The organism is Amycolatopsis sp. NPDC023774 (assembly GCF_040639695.1).
Classification (GTDB): Bacteria; Actinomycetota; Actinomycetes; order Mycobacteriales; family Pseudonocardiaceae; genus Amycolatopsis.
Genome location: NZ_JBFAAJ010000001.1, coordinates 26,986 through 50,540 on the forward strand (window position 1 = coordinate 26,986; position 23,555 = coordinate 50,540).

A 23,555-nucleotide genomic window follows, 5' to 3' on the forward strand; every position below is an offset into this window, starting at 1 on the left:
GTGCGGCTGCTGATCGTCGAGGACGAGCGCGAGCTCGCCGAAACCCTGCGCCGGGGACTTGTCGCGGAGGGCTTCACCGTCGACGTCGTCCACACCGGACCCGACGGCCTGTGGTCGGCCGCCGAGCACGACTACGACACCGTCGTGCTCGACATCATGCTTCCCGAGCTTTCCGGCTACGAGGTCCTCAAACGCCTACGGACCAAGGAGAACTGGACGCCCATCCTCATGCTCACCGCCAAGGACGGCGAGTACGACGAGGCCGACGCCTTCGACCTGGGTGCCGACGACTACCTGTCCAAGCCCTTCTCCTTCGTTGTACTCGTCGCCCGTCTCCGGGCCCTGCTCAGGAGAGGCGCCCCCGCGCGACCGGCCGTGCTCGCGGCCGGCGACCTCAAACTCGATCCAGCCGCGCGCACCGTCCACAGGGGAGAGCGGCGGATCGTGCTGACCACCCGCGAGTTCGGCCTGCTCGATTTCCTGCTCCGCCGCCAGGGCGCGGCGCTGTCGAAGAACGAGATCCTCGGCCACGTGTGGGACGCGCACTACGAGGGCGATGAGAACGTGGTCGAGGTCTACGTCGGCTACCTCCGGCGCAAGATCGACGCCCCGTTCGGCACGCACACCATCGAGACCGTGCGCGGGGTCGGCTACCGGCTCGTCACCTGAACGAACCTTTCCGGAACATCCGCTGCCCCGGGTTTCCTGATGCGACCGTGCCAGGGGATGCGGTGCCCGTCGGTGCCGACGGGCACCGCAGTCGATGCCGAACGGAACCCGGCTCTACGGCACTGGGCGGCCGAACTCTCCGTAGAAAGTCTCGCCGGCGAGCAGGGCTCGGTGCGCCAGCGCCACGCGCCTGGCCTTGGACGGCCGCAGCCGCGGCATGGCCGCGTCCAGATCCAGGAACTCGAACCCGCCGAGCTCCTCGCCGGCCGGCTCGATCGCTTGGATCTGCGCGCGGCTGAGGGTGCCACCGTCGAAGACCAGCTGCAGACTGTCGCGCCAGACGCCGTGGGTCGGCATCCAGTCGACGAGCAGCAGCCGCCCCAGCGTGAGCTCGAGGCCGAGTTCTTCCCGGACCTCGCGCTGGCAGGCCGCCAGTGGGGACTCGTCGTCCTCGACCATGCCCCCGGGGATCTCCAGGAACGGCTTGTAGGTCGGGTCGACGAACAGCACCCGGCCCTCGCCGTCGCGCACGAGCGCGCCGGCGGCGACGTTCTTGCGGGGCAGCCGCCCGGCGATGCCGGGGTTGAATTCGGCTTCCGGTTCGCCGTCGGTGCGCAGGTCGGCGGCGAAAGCCACCCGGTCGCCGCAGTGCTGGGGCAAATCGTCGGTCACGGTGCCTCGCCGGCCAGGAGCGCGCCTCGGCCGGCGGACGCTGCTACGCGTTGATGATGCCCTAAGCGGGCCGCGATCAGTTCTTCGAGATCGCGGCGACCGCGCGGACCACCGCCGTGCAGCGGTTCTCCACGTACTCGAGCCCGCCCTCTTCCGCGATGCGCTTCGCCTCGGCGGAGACGATGCCCTGCTGTAACCACAGCGCCTTCGCGCCGATGGCGACGGCGTCGGCCGCGATGCCCGGGGCCTCGGCGGCCGGGCGGAAGACGTCGACGAGGTCCACCGGCTCCGGAATGTCCTTGAGGGACCGGTAGACCTTCTCGCCGAGCAGCTCCGTGGCCGACGGGTGCACGGGGATGATGCGGAAACCGTGGGCCTGCAGCGCGGCCGGCACCCCGTGCGCGGCCTTCGCCGGGTCGCGGCTCAGGCCGACCACCGCGATCGTCGTGGCGTTCGCGAGGATTTCTTCAGGTTGCATGTCGGCTTAACGCCGCCGGAAAGACGACGATTCCTCGTCAGCCGATCTTCGAGCCGTACATCTCACCGAGGTCGTCGGCGATGAGCTCGATCCGCGCGCCGTCGGGGTCGGTGAAGTAGATGGACGTGCCGCTCTCCTCCAGGTACTGCACACCCGCCTTGTCGAGGCGCTCGCGCGCGCCGGCCCAGTTCTCAGGCGTCAGCGAAAGCGCGAGGTGGTGCAGGCCGCCGAGGACCTCCGCGTAGGGGCCGAGGTCGAGGCCCGGCAGGTCGAAAAAGGCGACCGCGTTGCCGTTGCCGACGTCGAAGAAGAAGTGGCTGGAGCCCGGGTAGTCGCGGTTCTCGATCAGTTCGGTGAGCGGGAAGCCGAGCACGTCCTGGTAGAAGGTGATCGTCCGCTCGACATCGCTGGAGAGCAGCGCGGTGTGGTGGATGCCGCGGCCCGCGGTCGTGGGCCGGACGGCGGCCGGGTGCAGATGTTTGTCCCGCAGCTGGTCACGGGCTTCGGTGAGCTTCGCGACTTCGGTCTCGGTGGGTGCCATCTCAGGTCACGTCCTCTCTGGGGCTGATGCTTCAAAAGGTACTCCTACGATCTCTCGCGCGCAAGAAGTTTCTTCGCAAGAGATTGCACGTGCCTGTGGAACGAAGGCAGTTGTCGCGCGCCCGGCCGGTCCGGGGGAGTTGCCCGGCGTGGAGCACCTGCGGGAAGGCGTCGACGGGCCTGGCCCGCGCATCCTGCTCGGCCCCCGCCCGCCGGCCTTGCGCGACGTGGACTTGCGGCTGAACGAGGCGCTCGCCGCCACGACGCGTGATCACCAACGCGATGCTGACGGCTCCCGTCACCGCCGGGATGTGGGCGCGGCCGGTGCTGGTCTTCCGGCTGGGTCAGGGTGCGGTGGGCCCCGACGTGACCGCGCTTGAAGCCGTTGCACGCGTGTGTGGCGGCATTGCGTTGCTCGACGATGATGCGGTCACGGCCGTCCGGCTCCGTCGACGTCGAGTCGACAGTGGAGGCCGCGGTCGCGGTACACGGCCGGCTCGACGGCGCCTTCAACAACGCCGGTGTGGACGGTGCTTTCGAGTCCATCGCGCAGTCAGGAGATCGCCGAGGTGGTGGCCTGGATACTGTCCGACCGGGCGTCCTTCATGACGTCGCAGGGGCAAGCGTGGACGGTGGGTTGGTGGCACAGCTAGGCCCTTGCGGCCACCCGCTCGATGCCGTCGAGGACGCGCGGCCAGACGGGTTCCGGAAGGTCGTGGCCCATGCCCGGGACGACGTCGAGGTCGGCGCGCAGGGCGCGGGCCGTGGCGCGGCCGCCGGAGACGTGGACGAGCGGGTCGCGCGCGCCATGGACCACCAGCGAAGGCAGGGTGAGGCGGCGCAGGGCGGCGGTGCGGTCGCGGGTCGAGAGGATCGCGGCGAGCTGACGCGCGGCGCCGCCCGGGTTGACGCCGCGGTCGAAGGTGCGTTCGGCGCGTTCGCGCAGGCGCTTCTCGTCGAAGGGGTAGCCGGGGGAGCCGATGAGGCGGAACGTCTTGACCAGCAGCTCGACGTACTCGTCGCGGCTGCGGGGCTGCGGCGCGAGCATCGACGCGGCCGCGCGCGGGCTCGGGTGGCCGATCAGGCGGTTGCCGGTGGTGGACATGATCGAGGTCAGCGACCTGACGCGGCCCGGGTGCCGAATCGCGAGCGTCTGCGCGATCATGCCGCCCATCGACGCGCCGACGACGTGGGCACGCTCGATGCCGAGGGCGTCGAGCAGGCCGGCGGTGTCGTCGGCCATGTCGGACACCGAGTACGGCGCCGCGCGCAGCAGGTAGGCGCGCACGACGTCGGCGCGGCCGGACATGCGCTGCGAGCGGCCGGCGTCGCGGTTGTCGAAGCGGATCACGCGGAAGCCGCGGGCGGCGAGCTGCTCGCAGAAATCGTCGTCCCACCAGGTCATCGGCGCGGCAAGGCCCATGATCAGCACCAGCGGCGGGGCCGTCGCGGCGCCGAACTCCTCGTGGCAGAGGGTGATGCCGTTGGCCTGGGTGGTCGACTCGGTCATGCCCTCCTTCTTACCAATCCGATCAGAAGCAGGCGGGCGCCCGACCGGACGTTACCGCGCCTGGCAACCATTTCCGCCGTGACTGCGGTCGGCTGGGTAAGCCACAGCAGTTACTGCGCGCGCATGTAGCAGGCGCGCAGGAACGGGCTGAACTCCGTGGCGTCGCCCATCTTCACGTCGATCTCGTGGGTGAGGACGTCGGTGCTCGGGGTCAGCCGGTGCCACGCGATGCCACGCGGGGTGCGCTTTTCGAGGTGCAGGGTCCCCTCGCGCCAGCCACCGCGGCCGGGTTCGCCGGGCGGGAAGCCGTAGCTGTCGAAGCCGTACCAGAGTGTCTCCTGCGTGGCCGGGTCGACGGTGAAGACGTTGTGGCCCAGGAAGGTGCTGCCGTCCTCCCGCGTCTGGACGTATTCCTGCACCACCGCGAACCCCTCCAGCGCGACCCGGTAGCTGGCGGTCGCTTTCGCGGTCGACGCGGGCGCCCACGGCGCGGCCGCGAGCTCCTCGACGCCGGCCCAGTCCCCGACGAGGGCCTTGAGGTCTTCGTGCGCTCTTCCAATTTCCGGCAGCTCCACGGCTTCTCCTTTCGACAGGCGCCTGTCAATATGGCACGCTAGCACCATGACCCGCCGCACGACCCGCGCCGAGCAGCTCACCCAGCTCGTCAACGACGTCGTCCTCACCAACGGCACCCTCCTGGCGACGGGCGACGCCCTCACCTCGCCGGCCGGCCTCACCGCGGCCCAGTGGCTGGTCCTCGGCTTCCTCGAAGACGGCCCCGCAACGGCCGCCGACCTCGCCCGCCGCCGCGGCCTGCGTCGCCAGAGCGTGCAGGAAACCGTGAACCGGTTGTTGCGCAGCGGAATGCTCACCCGTGCGCCGAATCCCGCCGATGCCCGTGCGCCGCTTCTGCAGTTGACCACCACGGCCCAGTCGGCCCTGCACGACCTCGGCGTCCGCCAGGCTCAGTGGGCGGATGAGGTGGCTTCGGCGTTGTCACCCGAGGACGTCGAGGTGACGCTTCGCACGTTGGCGGCCCTGCGGGCTCGCCTGGCAGAGCCGCCGAAAACCAGTTGACCACCGCCACCCCAGCCAGGTTGAGTACCGCCCAGCACCCTCATCGCAGAACAGGAGGTGGACGCCATGTTCGGCTACTCGATCACGCGTTCCCACCTCCGGCTGAGGGTGCCGAGGGTCTGACGGGAGCGCGCAACTCCCGGAAGGAAAAACATGACCGACCTGGTCGTGCGTCCGCTTGCCGCGGGCGAAGAGCATCTCTTCACCCACCTCCCAGCAACCCGGAGCGTGGGCAGCGCCCTGCTCGGGCGCGACTACGAAAAGATGGCCCGGCGCGGCGAGTACCGTCCCGAGTGGACCTCGGTCGCCATCCGAAACGGTAAACCTGTGGCACGCGCCGCCTGGTGGGCCGGCGAAAAAGACGAAGCGCCTCTTGCTCTCGACTGGTTCGACTTCACCGACTTCGAGGCCGGCGTGGAAGTCCTCCGCCAAGCGCCGTTCCGCACCGAGTACTCCCTCGCGACGCCGCCCGGCTGGCGCGCGGACCCGGCCGTGAAACCCGAGGTCGAAAGCCGCGTCCGAGCCGCCACCGCCGCCGGGATGGAGGTGCTCGTCGAGCGCTACCGCTACACCTGGACGCCCGCCGACGGCGTGCCACGGCAACCCGGCCGCCTCGAGTTCCGCGCGGAACCGCAAGACGACAAGGTCCTCGAGGTCTTCCGGCGCGTCCACCAAGGCAGCCTCGACGCACACGTTCGCCGAACCATCGCCGAGCACGGCCTCGACGCGGCGGCACAAGAAGACCTCGACCTCCTCCGCCGGCTCCCCAGCCCGCGCGACTGGTGGCGGCTCGCGTACACGCGAGAAGGCGACCTCGTCGGCCTTACCATCCCCGCGCGCAACCCGACCGTGCCGATCGTCGCGTACGTCGGCGTCGTGCCGGAGCACCGTGGGCACGGGTACGCCTACGACCTGCTCGTCGAGGCCACGCACGAGCTCGTCGGGCACGGCGCGGAAAAGATCGTCGCCGCCACGGATGTCACGAACGGACCCATGGCGGCGGCTTTCGGGAAAGCCGGCTACCCGGTGCGCTACCACCGCATCGACCTGGTGTGACCGGCGAGCAGGCGCTACCCTCTCGCTAGAGCGATCTATCAAATCGCAGAGGAGTGAACGACAATGCCGGGCAACGGCCTCACCGCACTCCGCGTGATCCTGGCGTTCACGCTGCTCACGACCACGTTCCACTACGCGCACAATGTGATCCGCGCGCAGGACTACCCGCAGATCCCGGGCATCCCCGTGCTCGCGGCGCAGATCGTGGTCGCGTTCGGGTGGGTGCTGTTCACGGGGTTCGGCTTGACCGGCTACCGCTGCTACGTCCGCGGGCGGTACTGGCGGGCGCTGGGATTCCTGCTGATCTGCTCGCTGGGCGGCCTGGCCGGCGCGGGTCACTTCTTGGTGGGCGTGCCGCGGATCCCGGCGTTCTGGTTCGCGACGATCTTCACCGACGCGGCGGCCGCGATAGCGTTGTGGCTCTTCGTGTCGTGGGCGGCGGCGCAGCTCAACCGGGTGAGTATCCGAGATCAAGCGTCTACACAACATTGACGCTAGTCAGTAATATGTAGACAATCGGGGAGTGACCACCACCACGACTGTGACGTTCGAGCGCCACCCGGACACCTACCGGCACTGGAAGCTCGACGTCGACGGCGAGGTCGCCTGGCTCGAGATGGACGTCGACGAGCAGGGCGGCCTCGTGCCGGGCTACGAGCTGAAGCTGAATTCCTACGACCTCGGCGTGGACATCGAGTTCTACGACGCCACGCAACGCCTGCGGTTCGAGCACCCCGGCGTCAAGGCCGTGATCGTCACGAGCGCCAAGGAGAAGGTGTTCTGCGCGGGCGCCAACATCCGGATGCTCGCGTCGTCGCCGCACGAGTGGAAGGTGAACTTCTGCAAGTTCACCAACGAAACCCGCAACGGCATCGAGGACGCCACCGAGTTCTCCGGTCAGCGGTACGTCGCGGCTGTCAACGGGAGTTGCGCGGGCGGTGGCTACGAGATCGCGCTCGCGTGCGAGAAGATCCTGCTCGTGGACGACAACTCGTCGACGGTCGCGCTGCCCGAGGTACCGCTGCTCGGCGTGCTGCCCGGCACCGGCGGCCTCACGCGCGTGGTCGACAAGCGCCGCGTGCGCCGCGACCTCGCCGACGTGTTCGCCACACGCTCGGACGGCGTGAAGGGCAAGACAGCCGTCGACTGGCGGCTGGTCGACGAGCTCGTGCCCCGCGTGGGGTTCCGCGAGTCCGTGCTGGCGCGGGCGCGGGAGCTGGCCGCCGAGTCCGAGCGGTTGCCCGGCGACCAGGGTGTGCAGCTCACGCCGCTGAATCCCGAAGTCACCGATGACGGCATCAAGTACCGCTTTGTCGACATCACCTACGACCGCCCCGCTTCGCTCGCGACGATCACCGTCCACGGCCCCGAGGGCGAACCCGGTGACCTGCACGCGGAGGGCGCCGACGGCTGGCTGCTGCGCCTCACCCGCGAACTCGACGACGCGATCCTCCGCTTGCGCGCCAACGAAACCGAGCTCGGCACCTGGGTCCTGCGCACCGAGGGCGACCCGGCGAAGGTCCTCGCCCACGAGCAGCAGGTGCTCGGCGCGAAAGACTGGCTCGGCAACGAAATCCTGCACTACTACAAGCGCACGCTGAAGCGCCTCGACGTCACCAGCCGCACGCTCGTCGCGCTCATCGAGCCGGGCAGCTGCTTCGCCGGCGTGCTGCTGGAGCTCGCGCTCGCGGCCGACCGCCAGTACATCCTGGACGGTCCGCCGATCGACGACGAAGATTCCGAAGAACGCGCGTCGATCACCTTGTCGGAAGCCAACTTCGGCCCGTTTCCCATGGGCAACGGCCTCACCCGCCTGCAGTCGCGGTTCTACGGCGACGAAGACCACCTCTCCTGGCTCGTCCGCGAACGCGACCACGCGCTGACGCCGGCCGAGGCCGTTGAGCTGGGTCTGGTCACCGACGCGCCGGACGACCTCGACTGGGAGGACGAGATCCGGATCGCGCTGGAGGGCCGCGCCTCGCTGAGCCCCGACGCGCTCACCGGGATGGAGGCGAACCACCGGTTCGTCGGCCCGGAAACGATCGAAACGAAGATCTTCGGCCGCCTCACCGCGTGGCAGAACTGGATCTTCACCCGACCTAACGCTTCTGGCCCCGAAGGCGCGCTGCGCCGCTACGGTACGGGTCAGAAGGCGATCTTCGACAGGAAGCGGGTCTGACCGAGATGCCCGAGCGGATCGACTACGACGCCAAGATTCCGAACAACGTCAACCTCGCCGACGACCGGAGGTTGCAGCGGGCGCTGGAAGGCTGGCAGCCGAAGTTCATGAACTGGTGGGGCGAGATGGGCCCCACCCTGCAGACGCACGGCGTCTACCTGCGCACGGCCGTGAGCGTCGGGCGCGAGGGCTGGGCGCACTTCGACCACGTGAACGTGCCCGACTACCGCTGGGGCATCTTCCTGGCCGAGCGCGATCCCGACCGGCGCATCGCCTTCGGCGAGCACGCCGGGGAACCGGTGTGGCAGCAGGTACCCGGTGAGTACCGCGCCGACCTGCAGCGCCTCATCGTGATCCAGGGCGACACGGAGCCGGCGTCGGTCGAGCAGCAGCGGCTGCTGGGCCTCACCGCGCCGAGCCTCTACGACCTGCGGAACCTCTTCCAGGTCAACGTCGAAGAGGGCCGCCACCTGTGGGCGATGGTCTACCTGCTGCACGCGTACTTCGGCCGCGAAGGCCGTGACGAGGCGGAAGGCTTGCTGCTGCGCAACTCCGGCAGCCCCGATGCGCCGCGCATCCTCGGCGCGTTCAACGAGGAAACGGCCGACTGGCTGGCCTTCTTCATGTTCACCTACTTCACCGACCGCGACGGGAAGTACCAGCTCGGGACGCTGAAGGAATCCTCCTTCGACCCGCTGTCGCGCACGTGCGAGTTCATGCTGAAGGAAGAGGCGCACCACATGTTCGTCGGCACCACGGGTGTCGACCGCGTGGTGCAGCGCTCGGCCGACCTCATCCGCGAGCACGACACGCTCGACATCGCCTCGCACGGCGGCATCCCGCTCGACATCATCCAGCGGTACCTGAACTTCCACTACACGGTGTCGCTCGACCTGTTCGGCAGCGAGACCTCCACGAACGCCGCGAACTACTACACCGCCGGACTCAAGGGCCGCTGGCAGGAGACGCGCCGCAAGGACGACCACAAGCTCACCGACGACAGCCGCGACCTCGAGCGCCCCAACGGCGACGGCACGTGGACCTCCGACGAGCTGCAGGCCATCCTGCTGCTGAACCTCGACCTGCGCGGCGAGTACACGGCCGATTGCCAGACCGGCGTGAACCGCTGGAACAAGATCCTCGCGGACGCGGACATCGACTTCCGCTTCAAGCTTCCGCACCCTGGTTTCAACCGTGAGGTCGGCATAAACTCCGGCCACCACATCACTCCCGACGGCAACATCGTCGACGAGGCAACGTGGGAGGCCAGCCGGCACCGGTGGCTGCCGACGACCGAGGACCTGACGTTCGTCCGCTCGCTCATGCACCCGGTGTACGAGCGAGGGAAGATCGCCAGCTGGGTCGCGCCGCCGAGGCAGGGCATCAACGGCAAACCGTTCGACTACGAGTACGTGCACCTCACTTAGAGGGGGCCCCATGAGCGGGTTCAACGCCGCCGAATACCTGCTGGGCCAGGGGCGTCCCGACGCACCCGCTGTCGTCTCCGCGCGGCGAACCCTGAGCTACGCCGAGCTGACCGACGAGGCCCACCGGGTCGCGGCGGGCCTGCGTTCCCTGGGCGTGCGCCCGGAAGAGCGCGTGATGTTCTGCATGGTCGACGACGTCGAGCTGCTCACGGGCATCCTCGGCACGATGCTGGCCGGCGCCGTCGCGGTGCCGGTGTCCACGATGGTCACCGGCCTCGAGCTGGGCAAGGTGCTGGCCGACTCGCGCGCGCGTGTGCTGTGCGTGTCCGGGGAGTTCGCAGCGCAGGCCGTCGGTGCGCTGGCGGCCGCGCCGGAGGTCACCGACGTGGTGCTGGACCGCGCGGAGGCGGCGGAGTTCCCCTCGGGTGTAGCCACGCACGCGTGGGCCGAGATGACCACTGTGGACGATCTGGGCCTGGAACCCGCTCGCACGTGGGAGGATTCGCCCGCGCTGTGGCTGTACACATCGGGCACGACGGGCCGGCCCAAGGGCGCGATGCACCGGCACGCGAGCATCCGCGCGGTGTGCGAGACGTACGCGCGCACAATCTTGGCGACGACCTCGGGTGACCGGTTTCTGTCCGTGCCGAAGCTGTTTTTCGCCTACGGTTTGGGAAACTCCGCGTTCTTCCCGCTCGCCGCCGGCGGCACGACGTTGCTGGAGCCGGCGCGGCCGACGCCGGCTTTGTTCGCCGCCCGCGCTCGCGCCGACAAGCCGACGTTGTTCTTCGGCGTGCCCACGTTCTTCGCCGGCGTGCTGGCCAGCGACGTACCGGACGACTCGTTCGCCTCGGTGCGGTACGCGGTGTCGGCGGGGGAACCGTTGCCCGCCGCCATTTTCACGAGGTTCCGCGACCGCTTCGGCGTCGAGATCCTCGACGGGATCGGCTCCACGGAAGCGTTGCACATCTTCCTGTCCAACCGCCCGGGCGCGATCCGGCCGGGCAGCACGGGCACCGCCGTGCCGGGGTACGCCGTGCAGATCCGCGACGAGAACGGTGCGCTGATCGAGGGCGCCGGGCAGCCGGGTGAGCTGTTCGTGTCGGGCCCGTCGACGGCGATGGGCTACTGGGCGCGGTACGAGACCACCAAGCTCGTGTTCCAGGGCGAATGGCTGCGCACGGGCGACAGTTACGTCCGCAACGAGGACGGCACCCTGACTTGCCTGGGCCGCTTCGGGGACATGCTGAAGGCGGGCGGGATCTGGGTGTCACCGTCCGAAGTGGAGGAACGGTTGCTGCAGCACCCGTCCGTTGCCGAGGTGGCGGTGGTGGCCGCGCCGGACGCGGACGGCCTCGACAAGCCGGTGGCGTGCGTCGTCGCGGCGCCCGGCTTCGCCGTGGACCCGGACGAGCTGATCGAGTTCTGCCGCGCGGGTCTGGCGGCGTTCAAGCGTCCGCGCGGTGTCGTGGAGCTGCCGGAGCTGCCGAAGACGGCGACGGGCAAGATCCGCCGCAATGTGATCCGCGCCCAGGTGCGCGAGTCGCTGCTCGTGGTTCCCGCGAAACCGTGATCGACTGGCCGGCATGATCGACGGTCGCTTCGTGGTCGACGCCCACGTCCACACCCCCCGGCTGCCCACGCTCAAACCGGCCTGGATGGACTGGGCCCGCGACTTCGCCGGCACGTACCCGTGGCGCATGGTCTACGACGACGAGGGCTCCGTGATCCCCGCCGCGATGGACGAGCTGATGGAGTCCGAGGGCGTCGACCGCGTGCTGCTGTTCTGCGAGTACAGCCCACGCGCCACCGGCGTCCAGCCGATCGAGGACAACCTGCCGCTGGTCGCGTACAACCCTTCGCGGTTTCGGCTCGTGGCCAACGTGAACCCGCACCTGCACCACCCGCTTCGCGACGAAGTGGCTCGCCAGCTGGACCTGGGCGCGGTCGCTTTGAAGCTGCACCCCGTCCACGGCGGCTTTTCGCCTGCGGACAAGGAGCTGTATCCCGTCTACGAGCTGTGCGCTTCCCTCGGCGTGCCCGTCGTTCTGCACTCGGGCCTCTCGGTGTTCCCGGGCTCCCGCGCGAGCTTCGGCGACCCGGCCCTGCTGTCCGATGTGGTCGAAGACTTCCCGACCGTGAACTTCGTCTTTGCCCACGGCGGCCGCGGCTGGTGGTACGACACCGCGGCCTTCATGGCCCAGTCGCGCCCCAACGTCTGGCTCGACCTCGCCGGCCTGCCACCCAAGAAACTGCCGGACTACTATGCCCGCTTCGACCTCCCGCGGCTGGCGCGCAAGTGGATCTTCGGCACGGATTGGCCGGGCGTGCCGGGGACCGCGGTGAACGTCCGGTCGATCGCCGGGCTGGGCCTGCCGCAGGAGACGTTGGGGGACGTGCTGGCGGGAAACGCGCTGAAGCTGATGCCGGGGTTGAAGTAGCGCCGCGTGCACCGGGATGACCTGCGGATACGCGGAGTCGCCCGATTCGGCGGTCGTTCCGGTGATCGGGAGCCGGAGGGGGTGCTCACGTCGTCTGCGTTTGCGGACGAAAGGACGTGGGCATGGCCGAGGACGGGGAGTTGCGCCGGATTTCGGAGCTTGTCGTGCGAGTGGTCGCCGCCGATCCGGGGCTGCGGGCCGACGCGGAGGACGCGTGCCAGACGGCGTGGGCCGAGTTCCTCGGCCGGCCGCACACGGTGCGCGACCACTCACGCCTCGGCGCCTGGCTGACCACGGTCGCCCGGCGGCACGCCATCCGCTCGGTCGGCCGACGGGTGCGGTCCGCGGAGGTCGAGGCCGCGGCTGACCCGGCGGGCGTCGCGGAGTCTCCGGAAGCGGCCGCGCTGGACAACGACGTGGCCACCGCCCTGTGGCGCACGGTCGCCAGCCTGCCGGACCGCCACCGGCGGCTGGTCTGGCTGTTGGCGCACCGGCCCGAGCTATCGGTGCGTGAGGTGGCGGCTGAGCTGGGGATCTCGCCGAACAGCCTGGGCAAGGTGCGGAGCCGGTGTCTTGCGGTGCTGAGGTATCGGCTCACCGCGCAGGGGTACACCTATCCGTGATCGGCGGATGCGGCAGACGCCGGCCTGGGCGATCGCCTACCAGGGCGGAGGGCCGTTTCGACCGGGGGCCCGGGGATCGCGTGGCCGCGGAAGCCCGGTCAGCGCGCGACCGATGTGCGTGGCCGCCCATGCGGGCAAAACCGCAGCTCAACTGCCCGAGATCAATCCAAAATCTCATGCAGGCACAAAACGTTCCCCTCCGAATCCGAGAACCACGCAGCCCTCTCCTGCCCCAGCTGCGCCACGTGGTCGACAGTCTTCAGTCCCTCCACGTCGACGTCCTGGAACTGCACCCCCCGCCGCTCCAGGAGAGTCATCTCCGCCGGCAGGTCGACGACCTCGAAGCTCAACGCCGTGTTGGGGCTCTGCGCTCCCTCGGGCATCACGCGCAGGCCGATGGTGCCGGCGCCGGCGGCGAAGTACTGAGTCCCGTCCTCGCCGGTGGTCACCGGGGCGAGGCCGAGGGAGTCGGCGTAGAAGTGGGCGGCGCGGGTGGCGTCGGACACCGGGAGCATGGTGGTGATGGTCGAGTCGGTAAGCATGTCAGCAGCATGCGCCGACCAGGCAAAACGTCGGTAGGGCGCGTTTTTCAGCCGTTGGCCGAACGCAGGGTGCGCATCGCGGCGGCGAGCGCCGCCGCGTCGTCGCCCAGCGGGGTCAGGACGATGCGGCGCAGGATTTCGGCGCCTGCCGCGCGAGCCTTCAACGCCACGTCCAGGCCGTGCTCGGTCAGGGACGCGAACGTGACGCGACGGTCGTCCGGGCTGGGGATGCGGCAGATGAGGTCCGCGGCGACGAGCCGGTCGGCCACCTTGGTGAAGCCGCCGCTGGAGAGCGCCGCTTCGGTGGCCAGGCGGGTCATCGGCATGCGGTGGTCGGGCGAGCGCACGAGTCTCATCAGGATGTCGAACGACGCGGGCGCGAGGCCGAACCGATCGGCGATCTCGCCCATCAGCTTGTCCTGCGTGGCGAGGTAGCCCTCGATCACGAGGCCCCACCAGGTCACGATCTCGTCGTCGTCCGTGCGCGGATCAGGTGTCACGGTGCACACGCTACCGCACAGTCTCACCGGAATATATCTTGCGCGCGAGAGGTTCTGGGGGTTAGTTTGAGACACCAGCACCCGAGGAGACCAGATGTCCATCAAAACGAGCGGGTTGCACCACGTCACCGCCATCGGCGGCAATCCACAGCGCAACGTCGACTTCTACCTCCGGGCCCTGGGGCTGCGGCTGGTGAAGACGACCGTCAACTTCGACGACCCCGGCACCTACCACCTCTACTACGGTGACCAGTCCGGCAAACCGGGCTCGCTGATCACCTTCTTCCCCTGGTCCGACGCACCCGCCGGCCGCTTGGGCACCGGCCAGGCGACGACCACGGCGTTCTCCGTGCCGGAGACCTCGCTCGGCTGGTGGCAGCAGCACCTGAAGACCCACGGCGTGGAGACGAGCCAGATCCGCAACGCCGACAACGAGGAAACCCTGACCTTCCGCGATCCCGACGGCCTGCAGCTCGCCCTCGTCGCGCACCCGCAGGGCGACCCGCGCGACCCGTGGGACACGAAGCTCGTCCCGGCGGAGAACGCCATCCGCGGCCTGCACTCCGTCACGCTCTCGGTAACCCAAGAGGACGCCACGGCCGGCATGTTCACCGACGGTCTCGGCCTTTCCTTCCACAGCCAGGAAGGCAACCGCTTCCGTTTCGAGGCGGGCGAAGGCGGCCCGGGCGCGCTCGTCGACGTGCTCGTGACGCCGGAGACCCCGCGCGGTCTCGTCGCCACCGGAACCGTGCACCACGTGGCCTGGCGCGCGCCCGACGAGCCGACGCAGGCGGCCTGGCGCGAGGAGCTCGTGGACAAGGGTGTCAACGTGACGTCCATTCTGGACCGCCAGTACTTCCGCTCCATCTACTTCCGCGAGCCCGGCGGCACGCTGCTCGAAGTGGCCACCGACGCGCCCGGCTTCACCTACGACGAGCCGCTGCTCGAGCTCGGCCGCGCGCTGAAGCTCCCGCCGTGGCTGGAACCGCGCCGCGACGAGATCGAGCACATGCTGCCGAAGCTGAACCTCCCGAGCGAGAACAATCCGGAGCAGAAGTGAACACGTTCGAGCACAAGTACGTGGAAGGCGAGCCGGGCTTGCCCGTGCTGCTCCTGCTGCACGGCACCGGCGGCAGCCCCGACGACCTGCTCGGCCTCGCCCGTGAGCTGAGCCCCGGCTCGGCCACGCTCGCCCCGGCCGGTCCGGTGTCGGAGTTCGGTGCGGCACGGTGGTTCCGCCGGCTCGCCGAGGGCGTCTTCGACTACGAGGACGTCGTCAAGCGCGCCAACGACCTCGCCGACTTCATCGAGGCGGCCAAGAGCGAGTACGGCCTGGAAGAGCGGCGCTTCGTCGCCGTCGGCTTCTCCAACGGTGCCAATATCGCCGCCGCCGTCACGCTCCTGCGGCCGGAAGTTCTCAAGGAAGCCGCGCTGTTCTCCGGCATGTCCCCGGTCCCGCAACCGCCCGGCCACGACCTTTCGGACACCCGCGTTTTCCTCTCCAACGGCGAGCAGGACCCGATGGCGCCCTTGGCTTCCACCGAGGAGTACATCCGCTTGCTCAAGGAGCGGGGCGCCGAAGTGACCACGCACCGCCAGCCCGGCGGGCACCAGATCACGCTCGACGGCGTCCGCGCGGCCCGGGAGTGGCTCGCTCGCTAGGGTCGAGCCCATGACTCCTGGGGCACTCGAACGTGCGACGAACCTGCTGAGCACCACGATCCTGTCCGACGGTCACAACGACCTGCCGTGGGAGCTGCGGCTGCAGGGTGGACCCGACCCCGCAGCCGCGGCCGCGGCGCTCGACCTGACCGTGCGCCAGCCGTCGCTGCACACCGATTTCCCCAAGCTGGCCGACGGAAAGCTCACCATGCAGTTCTGGTCGGTCTACGTGCCGTGCCAGCTCGCGGGCGACAGCGCCGTCACCGCTGTGCTTGAGCAGATCGAGCTCGTGCACCAGCTCGCGCAGCGCTACCCCGACCGGCTCGAGCTCGTCACGACAGCCGACGAAGCCGAAGCCGCGTTCGCCGACGGCAAGATCGCGTCGCTGCTCGGCGCCGAAGGCGGCCACAGCATCAACGAATCCCTGGGAGTGCTGCGGATCCTGCGCCGCCTCGGTGTGCGGTACATGACGCTCACGCACAACTTCAACACCCCGTGGGCCGACTCCGGCACCGACGAACCGGCGCACCACGGGCTCACCGACTTCGGCCGCGAGGTCGTCCGGACGATGAACGAGATCGGCATGCTCGTCGACCTCTCGCACGTCGCGCCGAGCACCATGCGCACCGCGCTGGAGGTCAGCACCGCGCCGGTGATCTTCAGCCACTCCTCCTGCATCGCCGTGAACGACCACCCGCGCAACATCCCCGACGACGTCCTCGCGCAGCTGCCCGGCAACGGCGGCGTCGCCATGATCACCTTCGTGCCCGCCTTCATCTCCCCGGCCGTCGCCGCGTGGGACGAGCAGCTCAAGGCCGCGATGGCCGCCGCCGGCCAGGAGTTCCTCAACCTCGGGCAGCGCAAACGCTTCGCCGAGACGTGGGACGGGCCGCCGAAGCCCCAGGCGACCGTCGCCGACGTCGTGGCGCACGTCGAGCACGCGCGTGAGGTCGCGGGCATCGACCACATCGGCCTCGGGGGCGACTACGACGGCGTCGGCACGCTCCCGGAAGGGATGGAGGACGTCTCGAAGTACCCGGTGCTGTTCGCGGCCCTGATGGAACGCGGCTGGAGCGACGAGGACTGCGCGAAGCTCGCCGGCCGCAACTCGTTGCGGGTGCTGCGCGACGTGGACCTGAAGCGCTGACTTGAAGCGCTGACTGGAAGCGCTGACTGGAAGCGCTGAAACACCGGTACTCACCCGTTAGGGTCGCACAACCGGCGTTCCGGTGGACCCGGGCGGACAATCAGGGCATGTCCCACGCGCGAAGTGACAACCCCACCGGGGCCACGAGCCCCGGGACTCCTGAGGTGCCGGGTGTCGAGGCGCCCGGGACCGGTCCGTTCACCACTGACCCCACCACGACCCCGCCGCCCACGACCAAGAAACGCCGGCCCACGCGGGTCAGCGGGGCGTGGGTGGCGGCGATCGTGGCCATCGTGCTGCTGGCGTTCCTGCTGGTGTTCATCCTGCAGAACCTCGACAGCGTCACGGTGCACTTCCTCGGCATGGCCGGGAACCTGCCGCTCGGCATCGCGATGCTCCTGGCCGCCCTCGGCGGGATGGTGGTCATCGCGCTCGTCGGCGGAGCCCGGATCATGCAGCTGAAGAAGGCGAGCCGGCGCGCTCGCAAGTAGGGCGGCGAGCGCCCCAATGCGGCGTTGGTTGCGTTCAACGCACCGAACGCGGCATTCGGTGCGCTCTGCGCACCCAACGCCACATGGGGGCGGGGGCCCGCAAGCGCTTGCGAGCCGGCGTCAGGCGAGGACCGCAACCATCTCGAGCACCGCCGCGCAAACGCTTTCATCCCCCTTCACCGTCACACGGTCCTCGACGTCGGCGGGTTTCACCGTGCGCGTGCACAGGCGCCAGAACGTGTCCGCGTCCGTGGTCACCGAAGCCAGCGGGCTGCGTGAGGTCGGCGCGCCGCGGTCCAGCGTCCAGCCCTTCGCCGACGCGCAAGCGGTCCACTGGCCGCCACTCGAGCCCGTTACGGCGTAGCCGACCTGACGGCCGCTGCGGGCTTCGACGGCGCGCAGCGTGTGGGGCAAGGCGCGCATGAAGGTGTCCACCACCGGCGCGCGGAACTCGGGATCGTCGAGCAGCGGCGCGCCCACGGCTTCGCGGATCTGCTGCTGGTGCACCCACAGTTCGGTGTACTCGCGCGCCACGTCGAGCCATAGCGGCGCCGGCTCCGGGCCCGCCCACGTGACAGGTCCGCCCAGCTCGTCGAGGTCGTGGCGCTTCCACATGTCGGTGAGCTGCGCGGTGCTGTCCACGAGCAGCGCGAACAGCACCTCGGGCGAGAGCCGGCGGCAGGCGCGCACCCACTCGTCGTTGATCCGGTGCAGGAACGCCGGGCACGGCTCACCGTCGCGAGGCTCTTCGACGTGGTAGCCGTCGCGGTCCCGGGAAAGCCGCCCGAGCTTGTCGCCCAGGATGTGGGCGGCGACGTCGTGCACGGTCCAGCCGGGGCACGCCGTCGACGCGGCCCACTGGCCGGCGTCGAGGTCCGTGAGCACGCTGACCAGGGCTTGCTCCTCACGGGCGAACAGCGGGAGGACGTCGATCGGCGGTCCCCAGGCGGTGGCGGTCATGCGCGCCATCCAACACCGGCGATCACGCCGGCCGCATCGCCTACCCGCGGGTAGCATCAGCGCCGAACACGAGGGGAGCACGCTTGTGGACAGTCAGCGACCGAACGGCCGGGGCTCGGCCGACGACGTGGTCAACGTGGCTCGTCACGCCGGGCGGCTGGCCAGGTGGGCCGCACGGGCCGGGTTCGGGCTCACGCGCAAGCTGCCCGGGCTCGACCAGGCCGAGCGCGGAATCCGGCACGTCGAGCGCAGCCTGCTCAGCGAGTTGCGCCGCCGCCTCGACGAGGTCGACGACCCGTACCACGCGGCGCTCACCGCGGCGTCGGCCATGAACCGCGGCGACGCAGGCGGCCGCGTGGTCGAATCGAGCGTGACGCTGGTGCCCGCCCGCGAGCACGAAGAGCCGCTGCGCGCGGCGATGGCCGAGCTGCTCAACCACTCCATCGGCTTCGGCCGTGAACGCGCGCGTGAGTACCTTTACGCGATCATCCTGCGCCAGCTCACGCCCGACGAGGCGCGCATCCTCGCCGCATTGTCCGATGGTTCGCCGTTCCCCGCCGTCGACGTCGCCGAGCGCACGAACCTCGGTGGCGCTGGCCGGATCGTGCTGCGCAACGCCTCGACCGTCGGCAAGGCGGCCGGGGTGTCGCTGCCCGACCAGGTGCCCGGTTACCTCACGCGGCTGATCGGGCTGGGCCTCGTCGACCTCGACGAAGAGGTGCCGGCCCTGGAAACGCAGTACGAGATCCTCCTGACCGACGAGACCGTGCGCGAGGTGGAGAAGCACGTGAAGCGGGTGAAGGTGATCCGCCGGACCGTGCACATCTCCCGGCTCGGGGCTCAGTTCTGGCAGGCCTGCGACCCGAGCCTGGGCTAGCGTGGGCGCGTTCCTCTCGGGCCTGCTCGACGACTTCGCCCGCCACTGGCCGCTCTACGTTTCGATCCCCGTCGTCGCCGCGCTCATCGGGTACGGCACGAAGCTCGTCGCGATCCGCATGATGTTCCAGCCCGTGGAGTTCCTCGGGATCAAGCCGTTCCTCGGCTGGCAGGGCATCGTGCCGAAGCGCGCGGCGCGCATGGCGAGCATCGCGTGCGACACGATGACCGAGCAGCTGATCAAGCCGGCCGAGATCGTCGCGCGCCTCGACGCCGACCGGATCGCGCAGGAGATCGCGAAACCCCTGGAAGCGGCCGTCGAGGACATCGTGCGCGAGGTCGCCGGGCACTACCGGCCGGGGCTGTGGGAATCGCTGCCGGTGGGCGTGCAGCGGCTGGTGATCCAGCGCGTGCAGACCGAGTCGCCGCACATGGTGAAGGCCGTGCTGGAGCTCATCAAGTCCGATGTGGACAGTGTGTTCGACCTCAAGGGCATGGTCGTCACCAGCCTGGTCAAGGACAAGCGCCTGCTCAACCGGATCTTCCAGGAGGCGGGCGAGCAGGAGTTCAAGTTCATCGCGCGCTCGGGCCTGGTGTTCGGCGGGCTGATCGGCGTGATCCAGATGGTGGCGTGGGTGCTGTTCAAGCTCCCGCCGATCATGCCGATCTTCGGCCTGTTCACGGGTTGGTTCACCGACTGGCTGGCGCTGCGCATGATCTTCTACCCGCTCGAGCCGAAGCGGTACTTCGGGGTGCAGTGGCAGGGCCTGTTCCTGAAGCGGCGCGCGGAGGTGGCCGAGGCGTACGGCGCGCTGATCGCCAAGGAGATCATCACGCCGCACAACGTGATCGAGGCGATCATGCAGGGGCCGCTGTCCGATCGTGTGCTGGCGTTGATCCAGCGCCAGCTCGACGTCGAGATCGGCCGCGCGGCCAACGTCGCGAAGCCGCTGCTGGTGTTCGCCATCGGCAGCCGCCGCTACCAGGACGTGAAGTTCGCGATCTCCGAGCAGATCATGGCGCGCCTGCCCGACACGATGCGCTACATCGAGGACTACGCCACCGACGCGATGGACATCCGCAACGTGCTGGTCACCAAGATGAAGGAGCTCTCGCCCGAGGAGTTCGAGCAGCTGCTGCGCCCGGCGTTCCAGCAGGACGAGTGGATCCTCATCGCGACGGGCGCGGTACTCGGGTTTTGTGTAGGGGAGGGCCAAGTTCTGCTGCTGGAGCACCTCGCCTCCTGAATGCGCCGCTAGGGTGCTGCCGTCGGGACGGCGCGTCGAGGGGTGCGGCATGGGCGAGGGAGCGGCTCCGTGGCCGCAGGAGATCCGGCTCGCGATGACCATGGTCGGGGGCGCGAGCCTGGCCGTGTGGATGAGCGGGGTGGCCACCGAGACGTCGGCGCTGTTGCAGGCGTCGCGCTCGGCTGAGCCGGCCGGCGGATACCGGAAGCTGCTCGATCTGCTGCGGGCGAAGGTGCGTCTCGACGTGCTCACCGGCACGAGCGCCGGCGGCGTCGGCGCGGCGGGCCTCGGGCTGGCGGAGGCGTTCCGGTCGTCGCCCGCGCCGATGCGTGACGCGCTGCTGGCCGACGCGTCGCTGGCGAACCTGATCCGCGACCCGAAGGAGGCGCAGCCGCGTTCGCTGCTCGACGGCGACCGGTTCCTGGGCTTCCTCGACGGTGCGTTCCGCGCGATCGTCTCCGGCGGCACCGTGCCGGCCGAGCCGCCGGACGTGACGCTGCTGCTGCCCGGCACGATGATCGACGGCGAGACCGTGCGCTACGACGACGCGCTCGGCAACCTCGTGCGCGATACCGAGCACCGCATGCTGTTCCGCTTCGTCGGTCCACTGTGGAACAACCAGGTCACGGCACCGCTCGCGCTGGCGGTGCGCTCGACCGCTTCGTTCCCCGGCGCGTTCGAGCCGGCGCGGCTGCCGGTGGGCCCCCGGGTCGCGGACCGGCTGCACCCGGACATGAGGGACTACACCGAGCTCACGCGCTCGCATTGGCTCACCGACGGCGGCGTGCTCGTGAACAAGCCGCTGCGCCCGGCGTTGCGGGAGATCTTCGACCTGCCGTCTTCGTCGGACGTGCGGCGGTTGCTGCTCTACGTGGTGCCCACCGTGGAGGCCGAGGCGGCCGCGGTGCCGGTGGATCCGGCGAATCCGCCGCTGCTGGGCGCAGCGCTGGCGAAGGTCGTCTCGACGGTGATCAACCAGACGATCAGCTCCGATCTGGAGGAGCTCACCGCGCACAACGACGCCGTGGTCGCCACCCGCGACACCCGTGTTTCCCTCGCCGCGCTGGGACTGCGCGGCGGTGAGCTGGTGGACCACCGCGTGATGGCCGCCTACCTCGACCGGCGTGTCGCCGAGGATGCGGCCGAGCTGGTGCGCACGGCCACGCGGTACTACGCATTGTCCACTGTGGACAGAAAAGACAGCGGCTGGGCCAAGGGGATGTCGACGGAGTTGCGCTCGGCGGCGGCCGAAGGTCTCCGGCACGGCATGCCGGCGAAGGTGCCGGGAGCCGTGTGCCAGGTCGAGGACCTCGCCGCCTTCCGCACCACGGCGCTCGACGACTCCGTCGCCGCGGGCCTGCAGCTGGTGAGCGCCGCGTTCCACCTGTGCCCGGACGAGCAGCAGGCCGCCACGCTCAACGAAGTCCGGGCGCGGCTGCACGCGGCGCGACGCAAGGCTGCACGGGGCATCCGCATCTCGCCCTGGGTGGCGAAGCACGAACCCCCGGCCGCGGGCACGTCCGCGGCCGACTGGATCGCGCAGCTGGCACGGGAATGGGCTCAGCTGGGCACGTCGGACGCGCTGCGCGAAGCGTGGCCGCTGGTCACCGGCGCCCTGCGCGACGCGGGGCCGGTGCTGCGGGAGCTGGCGAGCGACTCGCTGGCGACGACGGCGGTGCTGAAGATGAACGGGCAGGCGCCCGCGACTCCCGGGATCAAGCTGGAGACGGAGGTCGCCGGCACGGTGGCCGACGCCGTCGACACCGTCACGACGCTGGTCGGCTGGTTCGGCCTGGCCGACCATCCGGCGCAGCCCAGGGTCGCGGCGCAGCCCGTGGTCGCAGGGCAGCCCGAGGCCCCGGCGCATCCCGAGGTGGCAGCGCAGCCCGAGGATCCAGCGCACCCCACGAACCAGGCCCAGCCCGGCAACGACCACACCCTGATGTCGCGCCTGATCCTCTTGCACGTCGCCACCCGCGGCCTGCTCGCCCAACCGCCGTCGGTCGACCAGCGCGTGGACCTCGTGCAGGTCAGCGCCGATTCGCGCACCCTGCTCGACCTCGGCCGCCGGCGCGGCTGGGACAAGCTCACCGGCCTGCAGGCCGACTACTTCGGCGCGTTCTACAAGTCCTCGTGGCGCGCGAACGACTGGATGTGGGGCCGCGTCGACGCCGTCGGCTGGCTTGTGCAGTGCCTGCTGGACCCGCACCGGCTGCGGCTGCTGCGCAACGTCGTCGGCCCGGAGGCGTTCCGCGCGGAGGTGCGGGAGGCGTTCCAGGCGGTCGGCTGGCAGCTGCCGAGCGTCGCCGACAACGTGCCGGCCACCGACGTGCAGTCGCTCGTCGCGCAGCTCGGCGAGGAGCTCGCCTTCCTGGGCCTTGACGCGCAGCTGGCCGACGTGGCGTTCACCGACGATCTGCCGACGAGCCTGCCGGTGACGTCGATGGTGCTCGCGCGCGCTCGCCAGCTGGAGATCGCGCGCGAGGAGTTGCCGATCGTCGCCGAGCAGGCGGCCGACGACGCGGCCGAGGGCAACGGCAAGCCGTCCGCGACCTTCCGCGCGGTCATGGCCACGCCGCCCGCGGACGCCGCCGCGACGCAACGCGCGTTCCAGGCCTGCCAGGTCTCCGCCGAACGCTTCGAAGGTGAACGCGGCACGGTGCTGCTCACCAAGACGCTCGTGAAGGCCGGTGCGACCGGGGTCAACGCCGCCGCGGGCGCCACCCGCGTGCCGACGTCACTGCAGCCCGCCGCGAAAGTGGTCCAGGCGACCGGGCGCAGCGCGTGGTGGGTCACGCAGGGCGCGACGAAGCTCGGCCGTCCGTGGAACCTCGTTGCGGCCGCTGTGACGGCCGTGGCCGGCCTCGTGCTGGGCGGCAACGGCGGCCAGGTGCTGCAGTGGGTCGGCCCGCCCGTGGCGGCGGGCGCGGTCGTGTTCCTCGTGGTGAGCCTGCTGACGCTGAAACGCACGTGGCGCATGGTGCTCACGCTCCTGTGCGTGCTCGTGGTGGTGGCGTTGCTGTTCGCGGCTTTCCTGCCGCCGCTGGCGCAGCCGTTGTTCGGCTGGCTCGGTACGGTGGTCGCGGGCTGGCGCCGCGGCGAGGCACCCGTGTGGTGGCTGCTCGTGGTGCTGCTGCTCGTGCTGCCGGCCGTGTGGACCCCGCTCGCGGTCCTGCGCCGGCGGACGCGGCGTACACCGGCGAGGAACACACAGCGGAACTGACCGATCACCGGTGGGACGCGCCGGGTGAGCAGGCGCTGAGTTCGTCCGTCTTGCGCCGAACCGCGTGAGGCGTCATGGTCGGGGGACACGCGGCCGCTCACCGAGGTGGGTGGCCCAGAAGCACGTCATGCCCCGCCGCGCTGGCGATCAAACATGTTTGTGGGGCTCCTCACCGGGGTATCCACGTTGCCGCAGGTGAGCGGCGTGTACGTGGTCGGCGTCGCTGGCGGCGCGA

Annotated in this window: 24 protein-coding genes; 16 read left to right on the forward strand and 8 right to left on the reverse strand. The window is 70.0% G+C overall.

What is annotated here, in order from left to right; all coding sequences use genetic code 11:
- Positions 1-669, forward strand: coding sequence for a response regulator transcription factor (locus tag AB0F91_RS00150; RefSeq protein WP_360593406.1), 669 nt, complete (start codon positions 1-3; stop codon positions 667-669).
- A gap of 114 nt (positions 670-783) precedes the next feature.
- On the opposite strand, the gene AB0F91_RS00155 is transcribed toward AB0F91_RS00150, so the two are convergent.
- From AB0F91_RS00155 to AB0F91_RS00175, 5 genes are all read right to left on the reverse strand, one after another.
- The gene (locus AB0F91_RS00155) at positions 784-1,341 is read right to left on the reverse strand and encodes an NUDIX hydrolase (protein WP_360593408.1); all 558 of its coding nucleotides are present in this window, start codon (positions 1,339-1,341) and stop codon (positions 784-786) included.
- Positions 1,342-1,417: 76 nt separating this feature from the next.
- Positions 1,418-1,819, reverse strand: a complete 402-nt coding sequence (locus AB0F91_RS00160) for a CoA-binding protein (protein ID WP_360593409.1) — start codon at positions 1,817-1,819, stop codon at positions 1,418-1,420.
- Positions 1,820-1,856: 37 nt separating this feature from the next.
- Positions 1,857-2,360: a VOC family protein gene (locus tag AB0F91_RS00165; RefSeq protein WP_360593410.1), complete on the reverse strand. Its 504-nt coding sequence runs from the start codon at positions 2,358-2,360 to the stop codon at positions 1,857-1,859.
- 648 nt (positions 2,361-3,008) lie between these two features.
- Complete coding sequence (locus AB0F91_RS00170; protein ID WP_360593411.1) at positions 3,009-3,869, reverse strand: alpha/beta hydrolase; 861 nt, start codon at positions 3,867-3,869, stop codon at positions 3,009-3,011.
- Between the two features lie 110 nt (positions 3,870-3,979).
- The gene (locus AB0F91_RS00175; RefSeq protein WP_360593412.1) at positions 3,980-4,444 is read right to left on the reverse strand and encodes a DUF1579 family protein; all 465 of its coding nucleotides are present in this window, start codon (positions 4,442-4,444) and stop codon (positions 3,980-3,982) included.
- A 46-nt stretch (positions 4,445-4,490) separates the two neighbouring features.
- Between AB0F91_RS00175 and AB0F91_RS00180 the strand changes: the two genes are divergently transcribed.
- From AB0F91_RS00180 to AB0F91_RS00215, 8 genes are all read left to right on the forward strand, one after another.
- Positions 4,491-4,946: a MarR family transcriptional regulator gene (locus tag AB0F91_RS00180; protein ID WP_360593414.1), complete on the forward strand. Its 456-nt coding sequence runs from the start codon at positions 4,491-4,493 to the stop codon at positions 4,944-4,946.
- A 153-nt stretch (positions 4,947-5,099) separates the two neighbouring features.
- Positions 5,100-6,002 carry a GNAT family N-acetyltransferase gene (locus tag AB0F91_RS00185; RefSeq protein WP_360593415.1) on the forward strand — a complete coding sequence of 301 codons (903 nt, stop codon included), beginning with the start codon at positions 5,100-5,102 and terminating at the stop codon, positions 6,000-6,002.
- Between the two features lie 63 nt (positions 6,003-6,065).
- Entirely contained in the window at positions 6,066-6,494 is a 429-nt protein-coding gene (locus AB0F91_RS00190) for a hypothetical protein (protein WP_360593417.1), read from the forward strand.
- A 31-nt stretch (positions 6,495-6,525) separates the two neighbouring features.
- Positions 6,526-8,181, forward strand: a complete 1,656-nt coding sequence (gene boxC / locus AB0F91_RS00195) for a 2,3-epoxybenzoyl-CoA dihydrolase (protein ID WP_360593418.1) — start codon at positions 6,526-6,528, stop codon at positions 8,179-8,181.
- A 5-nt stretch (positions 8,182-8,186) separates the two neighbouring features.
- Positions 8,187-9,608, forward strand: coding sequence for a benzoyl-CoA 2,3-epoxidase subunit BoxB (gene boxB, locus AB0F91_RS00200; protein WP_360593419.1), 1,422 nt, complete (start codon positions 8,187-8,189; stop codon positions 9,606-9,608).
- A 10-nt stretch (positions 9,609-9,618) separates the two neighbouring features.
- Positions 9,619-11,181, forward strand: coding sequence for a benzoate-CoA ligase family protein (locus tag AB0F91_RS00205; protein ID WP_360593421.1), 1,563 nt, complete (start codon positions 9,619-9,621; stop codon positions 11,179-11,181).
- Between the two features lie 13 nt (positions 11,182-11,194).
- Complete coding sequence (locus tag AB0F91_RS00210; protein WP_360593422.1) at positions 11,195-12,049, forward strand: amidohydrolase family protein; 855 nt, start codon at positions 11,195-11,197, stop codon at positions 12,047-12,049.
- Positions 12,050-12,171: 122 nt separating this feature from the next.
- Positions 12,172-12,672 (forward strand): sigma-70 family RNA polymerase sigma factor, encoded by a 501-nt coding sequence (locus AB0F91_RS00215; RefSeq protein ID WP_360593424.1) that lies wholly within the window; start codon positions 12,172-12,174, stop codon positions 12,670-12,672.
- A gap of 161 nt (positions 12,673-12,833) precedes the next feature.
- Here AB0F91_RS00215 and AB0F91_RS00220 read toward each other — a convergent pair whose 3' ends face one another.
- Positions 12,834-13,214 (reverse strand): VOC family protein, encoded by a 381-nt coding sequence (locus AB0F91_RS00220; RefSeq protein ID WP_360593425.1) that lies wholly within the window; start codon positions 13,212-13,214, stop codon positions 12,834-12,836.
- A 47-nt stretch (positions 13,215-13,261) separates the two neighbouring features.
- Positions 13,262-13,714 carry a MarR family transcriptional regulator gene (locus AB0F91_RS00225; protein WP_360593426.1) on the reverse strand — a complete coding sequence of 151 codons (453 nt, stop codon included), beginning with the start codon at positions 13,712-13,714 and terminating at the stop codon, positions 13,262-13,264.
- Between the two features lie 94 nt (positions 13,715-13,808).
- Between AB0F91_RS00225 and AB0F91_RS00230 the strand changes: the two genes are divergently transcribed.
- From AB0F91_RS00230 to AB0F91_RS00245, 4 genes are all read left to right on the forward strand, one after another.
- A complete protein-coding gene (locus tag AB0F91_RS00230) occupies positions 13,809-14,774 on the forward strand; it encodes a ring-cleaving dioxygenase (RefSeq protein ID WP_360593428.1) in 966 nt (321 codons plus the stop codon).
- On the forward strand, positions 14,771-15,376 hold the full coding sequence (locus AB0F91_RS00235) for an alpha/beta hydrolase (RefSeq protein WP_360593430.1): 606 nt from the start codon (positions 14,771-14,773) through the stop codon (positions 15,374-15,376). Before AB0F91_RS00230 ends, AB0F91_RS00235 begins: the two co-directional genes overlap by 4 nt.
- Positions 15,377-15,386: 10 nt before the next feature.
- Positions 15,387-16,523 (forward strand): dipeptidase, encoded by a 1,137-nt coding sequence (locus AB0F91_RS00240; protein WP_360593431.1) that lies wholly within the window; start codon positions 15,387-15,389, stop codon positions 16,521-16,523.
- Between the two features lie 107 nt (positions 16,524-16,630).
- Positions 16,631-17,014, forward strand: coding sequence for a lipopolysaccharide assembly protein LapA domain-containing protein (locus AB0F91_RS00245; RefSeq protein WP_360593433.1), 384 nt, complete (start codon positions 16,631-16,633; stop codon positions 17,012-17,014).
- 120 nt (positions 17,015-17,134) lie between these two features.
- On the opposite strand, the gene AB0F91_RS00250 is transcribed toward AB0F91_RS00245, so the two are convergent.
- Positions 17,135-17,983, reverse strand: a complete 849-nt coding sequence (locus AB0F91_RS00250) for a maleylpyruvate isomerase family mycothiol-dependent enzyme (protein WP_360593435.1) — start codon at positions 17,981-17,983, stop codon at positions 17,135-17,137.
- 76 nt (positions 17,984-18,059) lie between these two features.
- Here AB0F91_RS00250 and AB0F91_RS00255 point away from each other — a divergent pair, with 76 nt between their 5' ends.
- From AB0F91_RS00255 to AB0F91_RS00265, 3 genes are read left to right on the forward strand one after another with little or no spacing between them, the layout of a single operon-like run.
- Positions 18,060-18,851, forward strand: a complete 792-nt coding sequence (locus AB0F91_RS00255) for an Abi-alpha family protein (RefSeq protein ID WP_360593436.1) — start codon at positions 18,060-18,062, stop codon at positions 18,849-18,851.
- Position 18,852: 1 nt separating this feature from the next.
- On the forward strand, positions 18,853-20,097 hold the full coding sequence (locus AB0F91_RS00260) for a DUF445 domain-containing protein (protein ID WP_360593438.1): 1,245 nt from the start codon (positions 18,853-18,855) through the stop codon (positions 20,095-20,097).
- 49 nt (positions 20,098-20,146) lie between these two features.
- Entirely contained in the window at positions 20,147-23,320 is a 3,174-nt protein-coding gene (locus AB0F91_RS00265) for a patatin-like protein (protein ID WP_360593440.1), read from the forward strand.
- Positions 23,321-23,555: the final 235 nt, after the last annotated feature.